Raw genomic sequence first — 18,980 nt, 5'->3', positions numbered from 1 at the left:
TGGCTAGAACCTTAAGAATGGCTCCTCGTCCTGGCCAAGCTCCTCAAGAAGCTCATCGTCAAGATCGTTGATGTCGCCAAACTCCTCGTGCTCATGCTCCTCTTCATCTTCCTCATGATCGTGAGTATGCTCATTGAAGCCGTAGGCGTTGGCCGTCTCATCATCAAACTCAAGTGTAGGAAGAGCGCTGGTAATGCTGCACAGACCAACTCCTGTAGGCATAATCTTTTGCCACTGAGCAATCAGAGGAGTGGTAGGAACTTCTCCCAGCTCAACAATGGAATCCAAGAAAATCTCTTTTGCACCGTCAAGCAGGTCAGATGACTTTGCAACCTCAATAAGGTGCTCCGAGAAAAGCTCAAGCGCATGATCTGTGGAATCTGCCTCAACAATGCAAGGCATAAGACAGTAGTTATCAGTAGAATCAAGCTCGTCATTGTAGCTAAAGTTTCCCAGATAGATCATGAAGACCTCCTTGTTGTAGTTTCAAATCATCTTATGCCAAAATAAGACAGACCTTCTCGATATTTTTATTTTGACGGTAAGCGTGAGGTTCTTGTGGATAATCGGCACATGTTATCAATAGTCTTAGAGGTTGTGGCACTCTTTGCTACACCTATTATTCTTGCTGTTGAAATGATATATTTTCCCGATTTTACCGCCGTATCTTCAATTATTTTAGCGATCATTTCAGTTGCATTATTTATGTTAAGTTTTGAGGCAAAGAAGCCCTCAGTTGCCAATTTGGTACCTACTGCCGTCTTTAGCGCCTTAGGTGCTGCGGGAAGAATTGCCTTTGCGCCACTCGCGTACGTAAAGCCTGTTTCCGCAGTTGCTATTTTCGCGGGAGCGTTTCTTGGCAGGCATGCGGGCTTTTTGGTAGGTGCCTTATCTGCGCTTCTTTCAAACGTTTTCTTTGGTCAGGGCTCGTGGACACCATGGCAGATGTATGCGTGGGGGCTTGTTGGCTATCTGGGAGGTCTTCTTGCAACTTTTACCTCAGCTCGCCCTGCATCTTATAAATGCACATCCGTCCAACATGGCGAGAAACCCCACAAGCTTCCTCCTTTCTTGCTTATGATCTGGGCGTTTATCTCTGGACCATTCTTTGGCCTTGTAATGAACGTGTACTTTGTTATTGGATTTGTACATCCCTTAACGCTTGAATCCGCTCTTCTCGCATTTGCGGCTTCAATTCCGCTTGATCTAACGCACGGCGTAGCAACGCTTGTTTTTTTGATTTTGTTATGGCTTCCGTGGCAAACATCCGTTAGCCGAATCCTCACAAAATATAATCTCACTGGTAGGAGCTTTAGATAAGCCATCTTTTTCCGTTTACCTAAAATACCTTCCATTTTGCGACCTTTGTTCTAGACTGTATTCACTGTCAGCCCCCAGATTTTGGGGGTAAAAATGCAACCTACATCTATCCTTACCGCAACGGCAAACTCAACACTTGAGCTGCTTGCTCCTACACGCTGCGTCGTGTGCGAGAAACCCGGCCAGCTCCTCTGCGATGAGTGTCGGGCAAAGCTGCCATGGATCTCTCAGCAGTGGGCATGTCCTAATTGCGGCGCTCCATACGGGAAGCTTGTTTGTTCAGAGTGTGCAGATAAAAAGAAACGACCTGTTCAGTGGGAGAGTAGAGCGGTCATTTGTGCCATGGGATTTAAGGGTCCTCCTGCGCGGTTGATCTTGACGCTTAAGGATGGACACGAGCTTCGACTGGCGCCGGTAATTGCTGCAGCTCTATTGTGTGCGCTTGAAGAAGCCTCAGCATGGAAAGCTCGTGACGGTACCTCTCGCTTTGATAGTTCAAAAATTGATGGCGTTTCCTTTATTCCAGCAACTGCAGAAGCGTACGCGCGCAGAGGTTTTGATCATATGGAACTTGTAGCTCAATCGTTTTGCCAGCTTACAGGATTGCCTTTGTATGACGTGCTTATACGTCCTCATGCAAAGGACCAAAGAACACTCTCATCCGCTCAAAGACAAATCAATTTGAAAGGAAGTATTGCTTGTACCGTACCAGTTAACCAATCAAATATTTTACTTTTAGATGATGTCGTAACTACTGGAGCATCAATTAGAGAAGCCACAAGAGTACTTTGTGCCGCAGGCGTGCAATCTGTTACCGTAGGCGCATTAGCTCGCGTATGGTGAGTTACCTATGGTTGCAAACGGCTATACTTGATAAGTCTTTTCAGGTCTGTGGTTGCGAAGTTCTCCGTGAGCTTTTAGTCCATGACAGACGAGGTCAAAGGGATCCACGTAAGTTTGCGTGTGCGCACGTAAACGATCATGGCTCGTCCTAGAAGTAAGCCATACCGCCTGTTATATCAATGAGACAAAGGGTCTCGCAGGCGAGAGAGCTAGTAGTGGAGCTGCTGCGGTAGCAAAGCAAACGTTCCAGTATGCGAGTGTGGGGTCAAATACCAGGTCAGCTGAAAAGACACCTGTTTAGAAGAAGGAGTTCTGATGACGCGCGTTAAAAGCTCTCTTAAGGTGTTACTTCTTATAGCACTAGCTGTTGTTTTAACAGGATGCTCCATTGGTCCTATCAACATTGATTTGGACAAATGGTTCCACGTCAAGTCGGTGCAAGAGGCAATTCAAGAGAAGCGAGAAGCCCGTCAGCAGAAGATTCCTGATTCCTCACTACACACAGCTGGCACCTTGACCGTTGGCCTACGTACTCAGTCAGTAACAGCTCCAATGGTTGTGGCCTCAGAAGCTGGAACATTGCAGGGAATTGACGTTGAAATAGCTTCTGCAATTGCAGATCAGCTAGGTGTAGACGTTAAGTTTGTATCAGTTAACGGACCAGTAGATGGCCTACAAGCAGGTTGCGACATTGTCATGGATGTCAGAAGTGGTGAAGACTCAACAAGTACGCTCATTTCTGGTTATGCTGAGTATGCAACAGCTCTTTTCCACAAGGGTTCAGAGACAAACATTACTGCTGATAGTTTGAGTGGAAAGTCAGTTGGCGTTCAAACGGGTTCTTTGTCTGAGCGTGCAATGGGTCAGGTACTCACGGGCATGTCTGTTCAGGGTTTTTCTAACCTAAATGATGCTTTTGAAGCACTTGAAAATGGTTCCATCGATTATGTGGCCTGTGATGCATATGCTGGTGCTTATTTAGCAGCAAACAAAGATATTTCTATGGTTGGTGTCGTTGACGTTCCATCCACGATTGGTATTTCTGTTGCAACTAGTAACAAAGCTCTCGCTACACAAATTCAGCAAGCTCTTTCAGCTATTCAATCTAACGGTGTCGAGGGAGTTATCAGAAATAAATGGGTTGGCACCTTGCCACACCTCTCAACTACCAATAAGATTTCTGGTCTTGTGGAAGTTTCTACGCAATCTACCAGCGCCGATTCAGCTACATCTTCCTCTGAGCAAAATTAATTGCACATAAAGAGAAATAGTCTCTAACCGTTTACCGCTCAATTCAACTTTTTATGGAATGATTGACCGACAAATGGGTATTGTTGTTATACAGACATCAGATAGAAGATGTCTCGTGTATCCGATAGGAGGCTCCCATGGTGGACATCAAGATTTCGGGACGCAAGGTAAGCATTTCTGAGGCTTTGCGCGCACACGTAGACCAGAAAATCGGTGATGCTCTTAAAGTATTTGACATCACTCCTATGTCTTGCGATGTAGTTCTCAGAGTAGACAAAAACCCTTCAAATCCAGATAGAAAGACAGCTGAGGTTACGGTATTTGTTCGTAACAATGTTGTTCGTGTCACTGCTAGCTCTGATGATATGTATGTGGCTATTGATGAAGCAGCAGAAAAAGTCTCCAGACAGCTACGCAAGTACAAGACAAAAGTTGTTGAGCGCCGTCATCATGTAAAGTCTGAGCGCGGAGTTGCTCTTACACAAGAAGATCTTGCCAATCTCATTGAGATTCCAGCTGAAGATCTTGATGACCAGCTTGTTCGCGAGAAATACATTGATCTTGAGCCCATGACAGAAGAGGAGGCGCTTGTCCAAACTGACCTTCTCGGCCATGATTTTTATGTCTTTGTTAATTCTTCTACTGGTTTGACTAATGTCATCTACCATCGTAAAAATGGTGGTTATGGAATTATCAAACCTAAGATTGAGGAACCAGATGTTCAATAAAAAAGATAAGGCCGAAGAAGAAATCAGCGAGGTCGCCTTTGAGGATCTTGAGCCTACTGAGCTTTCAGCTGCATATCATAAGCCCAGTAACGTTCGAATCATCATGGACTCCTGCGCAGACTTTGCTCCAGGAATTGCTGAACAGCTAGGTGTTGATATCATCCAGTTCCCTTATGTGGGACCAGATGGAGAGCACTATGACGATGGCTGGAAGAGCATTAGTGCACATGAGTTCTTTGAGGGCATGCGCAAAGACAAAAAGCTGCACTACACCACCTCTGCAATTACTCCTGGTCATTATCTTGAGGTCTTTGAGCGTGCTGCAAAACAGGGCACACCAACGGTGTATCTGTGCTTTACCTCGGCTCTCTCTTCATCCTACTATGCAGCTGAGCAAGCAGCAGATATGGTAAGAGAGAAATACCCAGACTTTGAGATTTATGTAGTCGACAACGGTGCACCTTCGTCCGCAGCTCAGCTTTTGGGTCTTGAAGCAGTACATCAGGCCAATAAGGGTCTCTCGGCAAAAGAGATTGCCGAGTGGGCAGAAGATGCTCGTAACTACATTCATGGCTATTTAACACTTGAGACCTTGGATGCTCTTGCTGCGGGCGGTCGTATTCCTGCAGCTGCAGCAAATATTGGTGGCAAGCTTGATGTAAAGCCAGAGCTTACCTATGACTCAACAGGAGCTCTTACCGTCAAGACTGTGTGCAGAGGCCGTAAGAAGGCACTCAAGTCTCTTATCCAGGACTTTAGAGATAGCTATTCTCATGACACCTCGCTTCCTGTTGGCATCATTTCTGCAGACGCACAGAAGGACGCCAATTGGCTAGAGGCTCAGATTCGTAAAGAGAAGGGCTGCGAGGGACTTACCATTATTCACAGTCAGGTGGGACCAGTTATTGGCGCTCACGTTGGCCCAGGCATGGTAGCTATTGTCTTCTGGGGCACTGACCGCCGCGAGAAGCTTTCGCTTTCTGACCGAATTGCTAACAGGGTTCGTAAATCTAATTAACGGGTACAAGGTATGGGGTCGCTCTTTGGAGCGGCCCCAGTTTGTATATTTATTTCAGTCTGAAAGGACTCATACATGGCACTGAGCAAGAATGCAAAGGTTGCTTTTATTGGAACAGGCATTATGGGCGCTCCTATCGCAGAGCACCTTATTTCTGCTGGCTATGACGTTACTGTTTACAACAGAACACCAGAGAAAGCACAAAAGCTTGTCTCGTTTGGCGCTCATGCTGCAGAGAGTGTGGCAGATGCTGCAAAAGACGCTGACGTTGTCTTTACCATGGTTGGTTATCCAACTGACGTTGAAGACGTTTACTTGGCAACAGATGGTCTTATCCGCGTTGCTAAGAAGGGTGCATACCTTATTGATCTGACCACTTCTTCATCTCAGCTTGCTCGTGATATTCACGATGCTGCTGAAATTGAGGGAAAACATGCCTTTGACTGTCCAGTTACGGGCGGCCAGAAGGGTGCTCAGGACGGTACTCTTACGCTGATTGTCGGCGCAACTGAGAATGATGTTGAGCCTGTACGAGCTCTTCTCGAGACCTTCTCTGCAAAGATTTTCTGCATGGGTGGTGCTGGTAAGGGTCAGACCGCAAAGCTTTGTAATCAGGTATCTCTTGCATCATGCATGATTGGCTATGCAGACGCAATGGCCTTGGCAGAGCAGGGTGGACTTGACGTTGAGCAGATGCTTGAGGTTGTTGCTAGTGGCATGGGTTCTTCTCGCGCACTTAAAGAGCTTGCTCCTAAGTCGCTTGAGGGAGACTTCCAACCAGGATTTTTGGCTGAGCACTTCCGCAAGGATATTGCGCTTGCTCTTGCTCAGTCTGAGGACCTTGAGATTACGCTTCCTGGTGCAGAGACCGCCTTTACCCTGTATGACATGCTCTGCCAGATTGGTGGCGCTCGTAAGGGTACTCAGGCAATCTCACTGCTTTATGCTGATGAGGCTACGAGCACTGCAGCTGGTCTTGACTGGTCGCTTCTTGAGAGCCAGGAAGATGAGGGTGAGCATGAGTGCTGCTGTGGTCACGACCATGAAGATGGCAATCACGAGTGCGAGTGCCACGGCCATGGACATCATCATGAGCATGAAGGTCACGAGCACGGTCATGACGGCCACTGCTGCCACTAAGTGCTAGCCGCAAAGGAACCCCGATTATGAGTGATATTTCTACTCCTCAGAGCTCTATTGCGGTTTTCATCGATTATGAAAATTTGGCACTAGGAACAGGTAAAAGAAAGCGCAACGGCCATCAAGAGCCAGGCCATCTTCCAGAGATAAAGCTCATTATGGAGAGGCTGGTTGATAAGGGACGCATTACTGCTAAGCGTGCATATTGCGATTGGCAGCGCTTTCCAAATGCTATTACGCCCCTGCATGAGCTTGGTATTGAGCTCATCGAGATTCCAGATAGGGCCTATACCGGCAAGAACTCTGCCGATATTAGACTTGCGGTAGATGCTGTTGAGATGTGTCTTACTAAAGACCACATTGACACATTCGCTGTGCTTTCTGGTGACTCGGACTTCTCGCCACTTGTGGCAAAGCTTAAAGAGGCTGGTAAAACAGTCATTGGCGTTGGTATGAAGGAGTCTACCAGCTCGCTTCTTGCTGAAGTTTGTGACGAGTTTATCTTCTACGAGGATATTTTGAGTTCTGGCAGAATTCCAGACTTTAAAGAGAAGGTACCTGTCGAGAAACACGACTGCTATCAGCTCTTATTTGAGACCATTGAGTCCTTGGAACGCGAAAGCGAAACATTTATTTATGCATCTCGTTTAAAGGAGACTATGCGAAGGAAGCGTCCACAGTTTGCTGAGGCAACTTATGGATATCGTTCGTTTACTTCTCTTTTACGTGAAGCATCGAGCCTTGGATTTATTAAAATTCATGAGGATCAAAAAAGCGGCACCGTTGTCGTAGACGGATTTAGAGAATAAAGGGTGTTTTAGAGAGGATTTAGGTTTCATGGCAGAAAAGAAAGAAACTGCTCAGAAGCCAAAAAAGGCTTCAACTAAGGCAACCGCAAAAGCGGGCTCTACAAAGGCGCCAAAAGAAGAAAAGCAACCTGCTAAGAAGGCTACTAAAAAGCCAACTATGGCACAGATGAAAAAAGTGAATGCACTGGTCATCGCTTTGTCTGATGCTAGTAGGCGCGTTCGTCAAGACGCATCTCATGAGCTTGCGGAGCTGGCCCATATTGCTCCTCTTGCCTTTGAAGAGCACATTGATTCTCTTATTGATGCACTATATAGGCCAGAAGCACAGACTCGTTGGGAAGTGCTTGATGCGCTTGCCAATCTGAGTGCTCACTTTGGTGACCAGGTCTTTAAGGCATTTGATGCTGCTGAGGCTTCTCTGTTTGACGATGACTCAGCAACGGTGCGTCTCGCAGCATTTTTGTTCCTCTGTCAGTACGGCGCAACTTCTTCAAAGCATTCTAATGAGGCGTGGCCACTTCTGGATGAGGCGGTTCAGTGCTATCACGGAGATGCTGAGTACCATGATATGCTCCAGGGTCTTCTCGCCTTAGCACACGGAACTATTTCTAAGGACGTGAAGAAAGCACTGTCTCAGCGCATGAAGTTTGATGCAGAAAATGCCACTGGATACATCAAACAGTATTCGGAAGAGATTGTTGCAGCTACCAAGTAGTTTGTTTTGCATGTAAACGACTGTGTACAAACGGGGGAGTTTACTGGTTGTATGTTTTATGCATGCTAATAAGAGTAAACTACAGATTTGTATTAGTGTACGCATAGTTGCATTAAGCGATGAAAGGCAAGGATATGCCATCTATTGATGTAAAAAAGAACTCAAAGATCTTTATCGGAGTAGGCGCAGTTGTACTGTTTGCTCTTGGTATTGTCATCGGTCGCTTCCTTCTGGGCGGTGGCGGAGCTACTGGTTCTTTGAACGGTCGCACCACACTTTCTGAGGGTGAGCTCAACACTCCTATTGCTTCTTATACCTATAACGGTCAGACCAAAGAAGTAACTGCTCGTGAGGTTATTGAGAACACTTCCGGTCTTGACGCAGCAAAGCAGTCTGACGGCACCTATGCTGTTCCAGCAGCCGATAAGATCATTGGCTATGTTCGCAATGCTCTTGTTGTTGCTGAGGCTCAGAGCAAGGGTATTACCGTCACCGATGACGAAGTCAACAATTACATGCAGACCAACTTCAAGACTACTGATGTTAGCCAGGTTGCTTCTGCATACAAGCTCTCTGAAGACGTTGCAAAGAAGCTCATCCATGATGCTGTCATCATGAAGAAGTATCGTGATAGCGTTCTGACTACAACCCTTCCAGATGCTCCACAGGCACCAACTGCACCTGAGGACGGCAACTCCGAGACTACAAGCCAGGAGTACGCTCAGTACATCATTGGTCTTGCTGGTGATGAGTGGGACGCTAAGAACAACACTTGGGCTTCCCAGGATGGCGATTACTACAAGCAGCTCTCTGCTTACTCAATCTCCAACGATTCCGCCTCTTATGCAGCTGCCCAGACCGCTTATCAGGTTGCAATGAGCAAGTACTCTGCTGTTGCAAGCAAGGCATCTCAGGAGTGGTCACAGAAGATCAACGAGATTCTTGGTAAGGCATCTATTGCTGTTTACTCTCTTGCTCTCTAGGATCTGAAAAGCAATGAAAGTTGCTATTAGCGCTTGTTTACTTGGCCTCCCCGTCAGATATGACGGAGGGGCCAAGCCTGTTTCTGCAGTACAAAAGCTGGCAGAAAAAGTAAACGTCACAAAGATCTGTCCTGAGACTTCCTCAGGTCTTCCTGTGCCTCGTCCGCCCGCGGAACAGCGAGAAGGACGTGTTTGGCTCAAGGATGGCTCGGATGTTACAGAAGATTTTGAACGTGGATCTAAGATTGCTCTTAGTGCTGTTACGTCTTCTGACATCACGCTCGCCGTTTTGAAGGCAAAGAGCCCGTCTTGTGGTGTGCATGAGATTTATGATGGTACGTACTCAGGAAAGCTTGTTTCTGGCGAGGGAACACTTACTCGTCACCTCTTAGAGGAGGGGATTTGCGTGGTTACCGAGAAAACCATTGAGAATGTAAGCCCATCTGTTGAGCATCCTGTTGCTCTTATTTTGGGAACCGGACTTGGTCATCTTGCCGATCTGGTAAAGCCAGTTCGTCGTATTGATTATCGTGACATTCCAGGTTTCCCTGTTGACGCTTCTCCTATGGCAGGTCACAGCTTTGAGGCAACCATTGGTACTATCGATGGCGTGCCTGTAGTTGTCTATCCTGGCCGCGTTCACCTCTATCAGGGCTATTCTGCAGCTGAGGTAACCTCTCTTGTTCAGCATGCTCATCACTTGGGCTGCAAAGACATTATTTTTGCAGGTGCAACGGGTGCTGTTTCTGGAAACGCAAAGACTGGCCTTGGCGTTATTACTGATCAGATTAACCTCACTGGAACCAATCCGCTTGCAGAGTGGGCAGGCCTTCGCGATGTTGAGACCCCATTTGTAGATATGAATGATGCCTTCTCGCCTTATCTAAGAACGCTTGCGCGTGGCGTAGCGGACGACCTTAAGATTGAGCTCAGCGAGGGTGTTTTTGCTGGTCTTTTGGGACCAAACTTTGAGACTCCAGCAGAGGTTGCTATGCTTCGTAGCTTTGGCGTCTCATACGTTGGTGTTTCTACAGCTCTTGAGGTTATTATGGCCCGAGCTCTTGATATGAATGTGTTGGCTCTGACGCTTGCTGCAAATCCAGCTGGTGCTCATGGAACTACGCATAAGAGTGTTCAAGAGGCATCCGAGAAGTACGCAGATGATCTTGAGCGTCTTGTTCGTGGTGTTCTCGGGCTTCTTTAGTATTTCTGCTTGAATAATACAGGGCTTCCCCGTATAGTTGTTAGCGCGCTTTTGCACGCCAGCATAGCTCAGTTGGTAGAGCACCGCTCTCGTAAAGCGGGGGTCATCAGTTCGATCCTGGTTGCTGGCACCATCAACTATTAATAGCCGCCTTGTGCGGCTATTTTTATGCCTATCTAAATCCATGTGAAACAACTGCACTGTGGTGGGTATAGACAAAGTAGTAGTAATTACTAACAAAAGGAGTTTTTATGGCTACTCAGAATCTTGAGCTTTTCTATAAGCCAACCTGCCCATACTGCCACAAGGTAATGTCCTTCATGGAGCAGAACAACATTGAGCTTCCTATGCATGATATTGTTGCTGATGACGCAGCTCGCGAGCGTCTCATTGAGGTTGGCGGCAAGCGCCAGGTTCCATGTCTGTTCATTGACGGCAAGGCAATGTATGAGTCCGGCGACATCATTAACTACCTCTCCGAAGTCTTCCATGTTTCTGGTTCAAACGATGATTCAGACGACGGTTCTTCAGCAGCTGCTTGCACTATCGGCGGCGCTTGTTCCTTCTAAGTTCATTGTCGAGAAACCCTTCTAGCAGACGGGTTTCTCGCTATATGCATTAAAACCCCTCTGTTCCAACGTATGGAGCAGAGGGGTTTTACGTTTGAGCATCAATTGTTTTGCTAGTTTTTTATGCGTGCTACAGCGTATTCGCTGATGAGCAGCAAGAAGAGGATAAGGATAGAGGAGAAGCTGCCAATAACTGCGCCGTTAAGGCCCGTAAAGCTGACCATCATCCAGATAATGGGGATGGATACAGCAAATGAAATGAGGTACGCGCGCGTAACTGCCTTTTGAGCTCGCATGATAGTGACCAGCTGATACAAAAAGTCGATAGCAGCGCAAAGTCCGCCCGTGGCCACCATAATGCGTGCGAGTCCACGATATTGCTCAAAGTCAACTCCATACAAGAAGCCGTTAAGAGGAATGCCAATAAACTCGACAAAAGCTGCAGTACCTGCGGTGACAACGGCAATGGCTCCAAACAGAGCAAGTACCATTACGCCAAAGCGTTTCTTATTAGCGGGATTATGAATTGAGGTTTCTAGCAAACTAGCAAGTTTGAAAAGCTGTGGCCTGTAGATGAGTGTAGAGATCATCAAAATAGTGTGAGCTGGGAAATAAAGTGCGTTGAAGTACAACTGATTGCTGTAAGAAAGCGTGCCTTCCATGGCAAACTTTGGCAGCGAGTCAATAAGGTTGTAGAGGAAAAGTGCTAAAAAGAGAGGCCAGCACTGTACGAAGATATCTTTGATGTTTGCAAGTTTGATGCGCACGCTTTTATCGGTCTCAAGAATGGCTAGGGGAGCAGAAACAAATAGCAGGGTGATAAGAGCACAAATGCCCATGCTCCAGCTTGCCCATACAAGATTTCTGGTAACAAACAACACAACAGTAAAGAGAATAAAACTGGCACTACACCTAAGAGCCTGACTGAGTCCTGCGAGGTAGAGCTTGTCTTTTTGCTGAAGACGACCTTCGTAGACATCAGCCATACCGTCAACCGCCCTAAAGAGCAAAGCTCCCGTGCAGATAGAAAACATGGGCTCGGTATATCCTTTAAAGAAGCACCAAATAAGACCTGCTAGTACCATGACAATAACGGTAGCTGCGCGTTGAATCTGGTAATCAGAAAAACTACGTTGTTCAGCTATGTCGGAAACTTGATACGTGCGAACACCGTATTGGGCAATAAATAACAAAAGCGTTGCCACAACAAATGCCATGGAGAAAAGTCCTGCTTGTTCAATGCCAACAAGCTGGGAGCAAACAACAGTTAAAAGCGGGAAAAGTGCGCCCCAGGCGCCTTGTCCAAGTGCGTTGAAGAGATAATCCTGGGACGTTTGATGTGCCAAGTATTGCTCGTCTTGATTAGCAATATCGCCAGAGACCACGGCAGAGAGAAGCCTGGTCCACCATGTAACCACAATGCCAGGTTGACCCCCGTTTGTGCGCGAGTCATCAAGCTCATAGCGAGGTGTGCGAAGACGCTCTACCTGCTTATGTACGGAAGAATTGTTGTACGCAGTACGACTTTTCTTGAATGGATTGAGCATGTAAAACCTAAGATCTTCTTTAGCGCGGTCAGAAACTTTGATATATCAATTTTTATTTGTTATATAGATTGTAGTCCACGATGTACATTAGGTAACAGATTGACAAACAATCGTGCGAAGATTGTTACAAAAGGGTATGGTAGATAGTACGTATTCTGAGTCATGTGACGAAAGGATGAGCATGGCAGGCAATCCTCAAGATTCAAATCTAGAGTCCAGCAATGCTTCTTTTGACGAGAAACCCATCGATGGTGCAACAACTTCTGAAGTAGCTCAGTCGCTTCTTGAACGACGCGGGAATGAGATTGCTGCTGCTCGTACCCTTATTCAGGCGCTTAAAGCGCCAGCTCCTCTGCGCGATAACCTTACCTTCTTTTTGCGTTTGGTAAGAAAAGTGCTTGCTGAGTACAATCCAGATCTTCTTACTAGTTTTGACACGTTGTTGGTTGAGGCAATTAAAGCTGGACCAGATGATTTGTCTACAACTCGCGCACCTTTGCTGCTTGAGGCAATCAATGCGGTACTCAAAGTAGATTCAGAGAAGGAATCGCTTAATGCTTTTCTGCGTTTTGCTTCTACCATTGACAACCTAAGCATGGAAGACTCCGTGCTTCTCATGCGTGCATTTGTAACTTTCTTCCACTTAGCAAATCTTTGTGAAGAGAATTATCGCGTTACCAGCCTGCGCTCTCGTGAGGCTTCTGTTGATCCATCTTCTGCAGAAGACCCTATCAATGAGATAACCGTTGCATATAGACAGCTTATTGACGAGTGCGGTGAAGAAGAGGCAAAAGCACGTCTTAATCGTCTTGAGTTCCACCCCGTCTTTACCGCGCACCCAACTGAGGCTCGTCGTAAAAACGTTGAGCGCCGAATCCGTACCATTTCAGAGCTTCTTGATGAACGTCAGAGGCTTGGTGGTCCTGCTCGTGTGGAAAACGAGCGTCGCATGCTGCAAGAGATTGACGGCCTATTCCGTACGTCTCCTATCGGTCATAAAAAGCCAACTCCTTTGGAGGAGGCTGATACTGTCCTCAACATTTTTGATACCACCCTTTTTGAGATGGTTCCTTCGGTATATCGCCGCTTTGATAACTGGGTGCTGGGAGAAAACGCTGGTTGTGTGCCGCCTGTCTGCCCACCATTTTTCCGTCCAGGTAGCTGGATTGGCTCCGACCGCGACGGTAACCCTAATGTTACCGCTCTGGTTTCTCGCCAAGTTGCCGAGAAGTACCGTGTACACGTACTGCAGGCACTGGCTCGGGCTACCAAGGAAGTCAGTCGAGGCCTGACGCTTGATGGTATTTCTACTCCAGCTTCGCCTGCGCTTGTCAATCTTTGGGCACAGCAGGTAGAAATGAGCCAGGCCCTGACCTCTAGGGCTATTGATAAGGCTGGGTCTGAGTTGCACCGTGCGGCAATGCGCGTCATTTCTGGCCGACTCAGCGCCACCATTGAGCGCAATGCTGACCTGATGTATCAAAACGCTGAAGAGTTTATTGCTGATCTGCGCGTTATTCAGGATTCACTGGCTCAAGCAGGGGCTTTCCGTATTGCCTACGGTCCTGTTCAGAAGCTTATCTGGCAGGCTCAAACTTTTGGCTTCCATTTGGTAGAGATGGAGTTCCGTCAGCACTCTTTGGTGCACAAGCGTGCACTTACAGATATTGAGGCACACCCATCAACTGCCGAGAAACCCGCCAAACTTGATGCTATGACGCAGGAGGTGCTAGATACCTTCCGCTCCATTGGATCAATTCAAAAGAAGAACGGCATTAATGCTGCTCGTCGCTATATTATTTCGTTTACGCAGTCTGCTCAGGATGTTGAGAATGTCTATAAGCTTGCACGTCTAGCGTTTGCAAATGAAGAAGACGTTCCTGTACTAGACGTTATTCCACTCTTTGAGCAAATTGAAGACCTTGAGAACGCTGTTGCTATACTTGACCAGGTAATTCAGATTTCTGAGGTGCAGTCGCGTCTTGCTCAGACAGGCCGCAAGCTTGAGGTCATGCTGGGCTATTCCGATTCCTCAAAGGACGAAGGACCAACTACGGCAACGTTGGTGCTGCATAAGACCCAGGCTGCTTTGGCAGAGTGGGCAGAGAAGAACTCCATTGACCTCATCTTGATGCATGGCCGTGGCGGTGCAGTTGGTCGTGGCGGTGGTCCTGCAAACCGTGCTGTTCTGTCTCAGCCTAAGGGATCGGTAAACGGTCGCTTTAAACTTACTGAGCAGGGAGAAGTTATTTTTGCTCGCTATGGTGACCCAACACTTGCTCGTCGTCACGTAGAGTCTGTTGCTGGAGCAACACTGCTTCAGATGGCACCTTCTATTGAGCAGAAGAACACCCAGACAGACGTGAAGTTTGCTTCGCTGGCTTCTGAGCTTGATAAAGCCTCCAAGCAGCGCTTCTTGGAGCTCATTCACTCCGATGGCTTTGCTGAGTGGTTCTCGGTTGTTACCCCTTTGACAGAGATTGGTCTTCTTCCCATTGGTTCAAGACCTGCAAAACGCGGTCTGGGCGCTAAGTCTCTTGATGACTTGCGTGCTATCCCCTGGATTTTCTCGTGGTCACAGGCTCGTATCAACCTGGCTGCTTGGTACGGACTGGGCAGTGCCTGCGAGGCAGTAGGGGATATCGAACGTCTCCGTGAGGCATATAGAGAGTGGCCGCTGTTCACTACGTTTATCGACAACATTGAGATGTCAATCTCCAAAATTGATGCTCGTATTGCAAGACTTTATCTGGCTCTGGGTGATCGCCCTGAACTTTCGGAGATGGTTCTCTCCGAGATGTCGTTGACGCGCAAGTGGGTCCTTGCTATCACTGGGAACAAGTGGCCATTGGAGAACCGTCGTGTGCTTGGTCCTGTTATCCGCCTGCGTCTTCCATTTGTTAATATTCTCTCGGTTACGCAGGTGCATGCCCTGTCTGAGCTTCGTATAAGGGATGACATGCTTACTCCAGAGGAACGTGCAAACATTACGTATTTGATTTTGTGCACCGTGTCTGGTGTTGCCGCAGGTCTGCAGAATACGGGCTGATGTCACACAGCTTGCCGTAAGCTTGAGCAAACAATCGTTTATGTTTACGTAAAACTAGGATTACCTGAAATAAAGTTGCAATATTTACAAGGCGAGAAACCACTGGTAGACAGAGTTTCTCGCCTTATTTTTATTTTAATTATTAAATGAAAGTTGAATTACCTTAACTTTTAGTTGATACTAATGAAGTAAAAGTTCGAAAGAGCAAACTTAGTTTGCCTACGTTATTTTGGGGGATGCATGGATACAGAAAAGACCTCACAGGGTCCTGCGAATTCTGGTCCAGTTCTTCCTCTTGCCATGCTTGGTGAGGGAGAGACTGCGCTGATCGTAACGGTTAAGGGTGCTTCTGATCTTCGCCAGCACCTCTCAACACTTGGTTTTGTTGAGGGCGCCGAGGTAAAGGTTATTTCACGAGTCAACGGCGACGTTATTGTTAGTGTTAAGGGTGCACGACTTGGATTGAACCGTCAGATGTCGTCGCACATCATGGTTTCTCCGCTCTAAACACTTTGTTGTATTGCGCTGCTGGTAAAACCCGCGGCTTTTAATACGTGTTTCGATGAAAGGAAGGTTATGGCAACTCTGAAAGAAGTTAAGGTGGGGGAGAGTTGCACGGTTGCTGCGCTAAAGGGTGTAGGCGCCGTGAAACGTCGCATCATGGACATGGGCCTTACTAAGGGCACTGAGGTTCATGTCAAAAAAGTAGCTCCACTGGGAGATCCAATTGAGCTCACAGTTCGTGGCTACGAGCTTTCTATCCGCAAGGATGAAGCTGCAAGCATTGAAGTAGTAGACGTTCACAAGGTAGAGGAAGCCTAATGGCACAAAAGACTATTATTGGTCTTGCAGGTAACCCAAACTGCGGTAAGACCACCCTATTCAATGAGCTTACGGGCTCAAACGGCTACGTCGGCAACTGGCCAGGCGTTACCGTTGAGAAGAAGCAGGCAAATTGGCGTGCCGATAAGGACGTCACCTTTGTCGACCTTCCTGGTATTTACTCTCTGTCTCCATATTCACCAGAGGAGCAGGTATCTCGTGACTACCTCATTAATGAGCGTCCAGACGCCATTATTGACCTTCTCGATGTTACCAACCTGGAGCGAAATCTCTATCTGACAACTCAGATTCTTGAGGCTGGCCGCCCTGTTGTTCTTGGTCTTAACATGGTTGACCTGCTCAAGGAGTCCGGTGACGTCATTGATACCAAGGAGCTTTCCAAGCAGCTTGGTGTTGAGGTTGTTGAGGTTTCTGCACTTCGTAACAAGAACATTGACACTCTGGTAAAGACTGCAATTAAGGCTGGCCAGGAGGGAACTCCTGCTGAGGGCGTTAAGTGCTTCTCCCCAGAGGTAGAAGAGGCTCTTGGCAAGATTGCTGCTGCAATCGAGGGTCTTGCTCCTGCAACTCTTTCTCGTTGGTACTCCATTAAGGTCTTTGAGCGCGATGCAAATGCAATTGCTCCCCTTAACCTTTCTGCCGAGAAGACCGCAGAGCTTGAGCAGATTATTGTTGCAGTTGAGCAGTCCCGCGACGATGATGCTGAGTCCATCATTACGTCTGACCGTTATGAGTGGATTGCTGGCGTAATGGCAGCTTGCGTCAAGAAAGCACCTAAAAAACTGAGTACTTCCGAGAAGATTGACCGTGTTGTTACTAACCGTATTCTGGGTCTTCCAATTTTTGTTATTGTAATGTCCCTGGTGTATTTTATCTCTATTTCTACAGTTGGTATCAATGCTACCAACTGGGTCAACGACAATCTGTTTGACAAAGGTTTTCACGTATTGGGCATCGGAGATGCAGAGTATAGTCAGGCAAAAGATGATTTTGACTCTCACCACTATGGCGACCAGATTGACGCATATCTCAATGCAGCAGACGAGGCCGGTATTGATACCACTGAGGTTCGTGCTGCAATCGCGGCTAAACAGTGGGATTCTGACGCTATTACTAATTTTGAGAACGAAGCTTCTAAAAAGAGCGTCGTTGCTCTGAGCGCACCAGTTCATGATGAGGATGGCAACTTCGTTGATACTGACGACAATCCTCTTCAGCTTGACGCAAACGGCAACCCAATTCTTGCTGAAGGTCAAGAACTTCAGACTCTGGGCGGCGTAACTGCTGCGGGCTTCAAGACCGCTGTTGAAGGCGCTGCTACTGAGCCAGAGGCATCTGAGTACGGCATGTATGTCCCTGGTATTCCTACGCTTGCTCGCGGCGCTCTTGAGGGTGCTGGCGCAAGCCCCGTCATCACCAGTCTTGTAGTTGACGGTATTATCGGCGGCGTAGGTGCTGTTCTTGGCTTTATTCCACAGATGTTTGTCTTGTTTGTTATGTTGTGTTTCTTGGAAGACTGCGGATATATGAGCCGCGTTGCTTTTGTTATGGACCGTGTCTTCCGTCGTTTTGGTCTATCAGGTAAGTCTTTTATTCCACTTCTTATCTCCTCTGGTTGTGGTGTTCCTGGCGTTCTTTCTACTCGTACTATTGAAAATGAGAAAGATCGTCGCATGACGATTATGCTTACCACTATGATTCCATGTTCGGCAAAACAGCCTATTATTGCCTTGATTATGGGTGTTCTTATTGGAGGAACTACTGCTTGGTGGATTGCCCCAGCCTTTTATTTCTTGGGTGTAGCTATGATTGTTATTTCTGCAATCATGCTAAAGAAGACTAAGGCTTTTGAGGGAGAGCCAGCACCATTTGTCATGGAACTTCCTGATTATCACATGCCTTCTCTTAAGTCTTGGGCAATGCATGTTTGGGAGCGTATTTCTGCGTATATTATTAAAGCTGGTACCATTATTTTTGCTGCAGCAATTGGAATTTGGGTTTTATCCAATTTTGGCTGGGCTAACTGGGACGGCGCAAATGGAGTATTCGGCTATCTCCCAGGTATTCAGGGTGCTCCTGATAATGTTATGGACTTTTCTTTGCTTGCTGCTATTGGCGGTTCTATTGGATTTATCTTCTCTCCACTTGGATTTGGAAATTGGCAGGCAACTGTAGCTTCTATTTCTGCTTTGATTGCAAAAGAGAATCTTGTTTCCACCTTTGGCGTTCTTTATGGCCTTGGCGATGCAAGTGAGAAGTCTGTCACTATGTGGTCTGGCTTTGCTGGTATGTTTACTGATGCTGGTGGTATCCTCCACGTTGGTGCAATGTGTGCATTTGTTGCATTCAATATGCTTGACGCACCTTGCTTCGCTGCAGTAGGTTCTATTCGTCGACAAATGAACGACTCTAAGTGGTTCTGGTTTGCTATTGGCTATCAGTGCGTATTTGCATGGATTGTTGGCCTGATGATCAATCAGTTCTGGGAGTTCTTTGTCCTTGGTTCCTTTGGTGTGTGGACTGTTATTGCCTTCATCTTCTTGGCAGCAATTCTCTTCCAGCTCTTCCGTCCTGCTCCAAAGTGGGATAAGAAGGACGACAAGATCCTTACCAACCTTACCGAGGTTGCAAAGGCATAAGCTACTACTAGCTGAGTACGCTGACCTGATCCCCCGCACCAATTCGGTGCGGGGGATTTTGTTTATGTTTATCTCGGACTTTCTTGATATAAGATAAAAATCCATAGACATGTAAACTTAGTCTAACTTTTTGTAGAGTTTACGAAATTAGATAAAAAAACTGAAAAAATTCTTGTAAGTTTCCCTCGGTTAACTTACTATGTTTTTAAGCAATTTAGTTGCTTGCTTTATTCAGGTTCCCGTAGCTCGGAGAAAGACCCTCTCCCTTTCTTGCGAGCGTAGAACACGAGCCGCTGACTCTGGGTGTCAGCGGCTCGCCCCT

17 protein-coding genes and 1 tRNA gene are annotated in these 18,980 nt (G+C 47.0%); 16 read left to right on the top strand and 2 right to left on the bottom strand.

Annotated elements, in window-relative coordinates:
- Positions 1-3 precede the first annotated feature (3 nt).
- A complete protein-coding gene (locus HMPREF1493_RS03365) occupies positions 4-465 on the bottom strand; it encodes a hypothetical protein (protein WP_035427828.1) in 462 nt (153 codons plus the stop codon).
- 240 nt (positions 466-705) lie between these two features.
- Between HMPREF1493_RS03365 and HMPREF1493_RS03360 the strand changes: the two genes are divergently transcribed.
- The 12 genes from HMPREF1493_RS03360 (at position 706) to HMPREF1493_RS03305 (ending at position 10,580) form a co-directional block, all read left to right on the top strand.
- On the top strand, positions 706-1,320 hold the full coding sequence (locus tag HMPREF1493_RS03360; protein WP_232215498.1) for an ECF transporter S component: 615 nt from the start codon (positions 706-708) through the stop codon (positions 1,318-1,320).
- Between the two features lie 93 nt (positions 1,321-1,413).
- Positions 1,414-2,163 (top strand): ComF family protein, encoded by a 750-nt coding sequence (locus tag HMPREF1493_RS03355; protein WP_035427826.1) that lies wholly within the window; start codon positions 1,414-1,416, stop codon positions 2,161-2,163.
- A gap of 315 nt (positions 2,164-2,478) precedes the next feature.
- Positions 2,479-3,414 (top strand): substrate-binding periplasmic protein, encoded by a 936-nt coding sequence (locus HMPREF1493_RS03350; protein ID WP_035427825.1) that lies wholly within the window; start codon positions 2,479-2,481, stop codon positions 3,412-3,414.
- A gap of 137 nt (positions 3,415-3,551) precedes the next feature.
- Complete coding sequence (gene hpf / locus HMPREF1493_RS03345; protein ID WP_035427824.1) at positions 3,552-4,142, top strand: ribosome hibernation-promoting factor, HPF/YfiA family; 591 nt, start codon at positions 3,552-3,554, stop codon at positions 4,140-4,142.
- The gene (locus tag HMPREF1493_RS03340) at positions 4,132-5,160 is read left to right on the top strand and encodes a DegV family protein (protein WP_035427823.1); all 1,029 of its coding nucleotides are present in this window, start codon (positions 4,132-4,134) and stop codon (positions 5,158-5,160) included. Before hpf ends, HMPREF1493_RS03340 begins: the two co-directional genes overlap by 11 nt.
- A 75-nt stretch (positions 5,161-5,235) precedes the next feature.
- Positions 5,236-6,300: an NAD(P)-dependent oxidoreductase gene (locus HMPREF1493_RS03335; RefSeq protein WP_035427822.1), complete on the top strand. Its 1,065-nt coding sequence runs from the start codon at positions 5,236-5,238 to the stop codon at positions 6,298-6,300.
- Positions 6,301-6,326: 26 nt separating this feature from the next.
- Positions 6,327-7,109 (top strand): NYN domain-containing protein, encoded by a 783-nt coding sequence (locus HMPREF1493_RS03330; protein ID WP_035427821.1) that lies wholly within the window; start codon positions 6,327-6,329, stop codon positions 7,107-7,109.
- Positions 7,110-7,137: 28 nt separating this feature from the next.
- Positions 7,138-7,824 (top strand): HEAT repeat domain-containing protein, encoded by a 687-nt coding sequence (locus tag HMPREF1493_RS03325; RefSeq protein ID WP_051485248.1) that lies wholly within the window; start codon positions 7,138-7,140, stop codon positions 7,822-7,824.
- A 134-nt stretch (positions 7,825-7,958) separates the two neighbouring features.
- A complete protein-coding gene (locus HMPREF1493_RS03320) occupies positions 7,959-8,807 on the top strand; it encodes a SurA N-terminal domain-containing protein (RefSeq protein ID WP_035427820.1) in 849 nt (282 codons plus the stop codon).
- Positions 8,808-8,820: 13 nt separating this feature from the next.
- Positions 8,821-10,011: a purine-nucleoside phosphorylase gene (locus HMPREF1493_RS03315; RefSeq protein WP_035427819.1), complete on the top strand. Its 1,191-nt coding sequence runs from the start codon at positions 8,821-8,823 to the stop codon at positions 10,009-10,011.
- Positions 10,012-10,068: 57 nt separating this feature from the next.
- Positions 10,069-10,144 (top strand) — tRNA-Thr (locus tag HMPREF1493_RS03310).
- Positions 10,145-10,262: 118 nt separating this feature from the next.
- Entirely contained in the window at positions 10,263-10,580 is a 318-nt protein-coding gene (locus HMPREF1493_RS03305; protein WP_035427818.1) for a glutaredoxin family protein, read from the top strand.
- A gap of 113 nt (positions 10,581-10,693) precedes the next feature.
- Here HMPREF1493_RS03305 and HMPREF1493_RS03300 read toward each other — a convergent pair whose 3' ends face one another.
- Positions 10,694-12,127: a lipopolysaccharide biosynthesis protein gene (locus tag HMPREF1493_RS03300; RefSeq protein ID WP_232215497.1), complete on the bottom strand. Its 1,434-nt coding sequence runs from the start codon at positions 12,125-12,127 to the stop codon at positions 10,694-10,696.
- Positions 12,128-12,308: 181 nt separating this feature from the next.
- Between HMPREF1493_RS03300 and HMPREF1493_RS03295 the strand changes: the two genes are divergently transcribed.
- From HMPREF1493_RS03295 to feoB, 4 genes are all read left to right on the top strand, one after another.
- Entirely contained in the window at positions 12,309-15,176 is a 2,868-nt protein-coding gene (locus tag HMPREF1493_RS03295) for a phosphoenolpyruvate carboxylase (RefSeq protein ID WP_035427817.1), read from the top strand.
- Between the two features lie 240 nt (positions 15,177-15,416).
- Positions 15,417-15,683 carry a FeoA family protein gene (locus tag HMPREF1493_RS03290; RefSeq protein ID WP_051479314.1) on the top strand — a complete coding sequence of 89 codons (267 nt, stop codon included), beginning with the start codon at positions 15,417-15,419 and terminating at the stop codon, positions 15,681-15,683.
- Between the two features lie 69 nt (positions 15,684-15,752).
- Positions 15,753-15,998, top strand: a complete 246-nt coding sequence (locus HMPREF1493_RS03285) for a FeoA family protein (RefSeq protein WP_035427815.1) — start codon at positions 15,753-15,755, stop codon at positions 15,996-15,998.
- Positions 15,998-18,658, top strand: a complete 2,661-nt coding sequence (gene feoB, locus HMPREF1493_RS03280) for a ferrous iron transporter B (protein WP_035427814.1) — start codon at positions 15,998-16,000, stop codon at positions 18,656-18,658. Before HMPREF1493_RS03285 ends, feoB begins: the two co-directional genes overlap by 1 nt.
- Positions 18,659-18,980 lie beyond the last annotated feature (322 nt).

It is taken from the genome of Atopobium sp. ICM42b, from assembly GCA_000564995.1.
Taxonomy (GTDB): Bacteria; Actinomycetota; Coriobacteriia; order Coriobacteriales; family Atopobiaceae; genus Lancefieldella.
The sequence above is the reverse complement of the archived record's forward strand: the minus strand, read 5'-3'. Positions and strand labels throughout refer to the sequence as shown.

Coding starts and splice junctions, on each gene's coding strand:
- feoB (WP_035427814.1), top strand. CDS start 15,998: ATGGCACAAAAGACTATTATTGGTCTTGCAGGTAACCCAAACTGCGGT.
- HMPREF1493_RS03295 (WP_035427817.1), top strand. CDS start 12,309: ATGGCAGGCAATCCTCAAGATTCAAATCTAGAGTCCAGCAATGCTTCT.
- HMPREF1493_RS03320 (WP_035427820.1), top strand. CDS start 7,959: ATGCCATCTATTGATGTAAAAAAGAACTCAAAGATCTTTATCGGAGTA.
- hpf (WP_035427824.1), top strand. CDS start 3,552: ATGGTGGACATCAAGATTTCGGGACGCAAGGTAAGCATTTCTGAGGCT.
- HMPREF1493_RS03365 (WP_035427828.1), bottom strand. CDS start 465: ATGATCTATCTGGGAAACTTTAGCTACAATGACGAGCTTGATTCTACT.
- HMPREF1493_RS03300 (WP_232215497.1), bottom strand. CDS start 12,127: ATGCTCAATCCATTCAAGAAAAGTCGTACTGCGTACAACAATTCTTCC.
- HMPREF1493_RS03360 (WP_232215498.1), top strand. CDS start 706: ATGTTAAGTTTTGAGGCAAAGAAGCCCTCAGTTGCCAATTTGGTACCT.
- HMPREF1493_RS03315 (WP_035427819.1), top strand. CDS start 8,821: ATGAAAGTTGCTATTAGCGCTTGTTTACTTGGCCTCCCCGTCAGATAT.
- HMPREF1493_RS03305 (WP_035427818.1), top strand. CDS start 10,263: ATGGCTACTCAGAATCTTGAGCTTTTCTATAAGCCAACCTGCCCATAC.
- HMPREF1493_RS03285 (WP_035427815.1), top strand. CDS start 15,753: ATGGCAACTCTGAAAGAAGTTAAGGTGGGGGAGAGTTGCACGGTTGCT.
- HMPREF1493_RS03355 (WP_035427826.1), top strand. CDS start 1,414: ATGCAACCTACATCTATCCTTACCGCAACGGCAAACTCAACACTTGAG.
- HMPREF1493_RS03340 (WP_035427823.1), top strand. CDS start 4,132: ATGTTCAATAAAAAAGATAAGGCCGAAGAAGAAATCAGCGAGGTCGCC.
- HMPREF1493_RS03290 (WP_051479314.1), top strand. CDS start 15,417: ATGGATACAGAAAAGACCTCACAGGGTCCTGCGAATTCTGGTCCAGTT.
- HMPREF1493_RS03325 (WP_051485248.1), top strand. CDS start 7,138: ATGGCAGAAAAGAAAGAAACTGCTCAGAAGCCAAAAAAGGCTTCAACT.
- HMPREF1493_RS03335 (WP_035427822.1), top strand. CDS start 5,236: ATGGCACTGAGCAAGAATGCAAAGGTTGCTTTTATTGGAACAGGCATT.
- HMPREF1493_RS03330 (WP_035427821.1), top strand. CDS start 6,327: ATGAGTGATATTTCTACTCCTCAGAGCTCTATTGCGGTTTTCATCGAT.
- HMPREF1493_RS03350 (WP_035427825.1), top strand. CDS start 2,479: ATGACGCGCGTTAAAAGCTCTCTTAAGGTGTTACTTCTTATAGCACTA.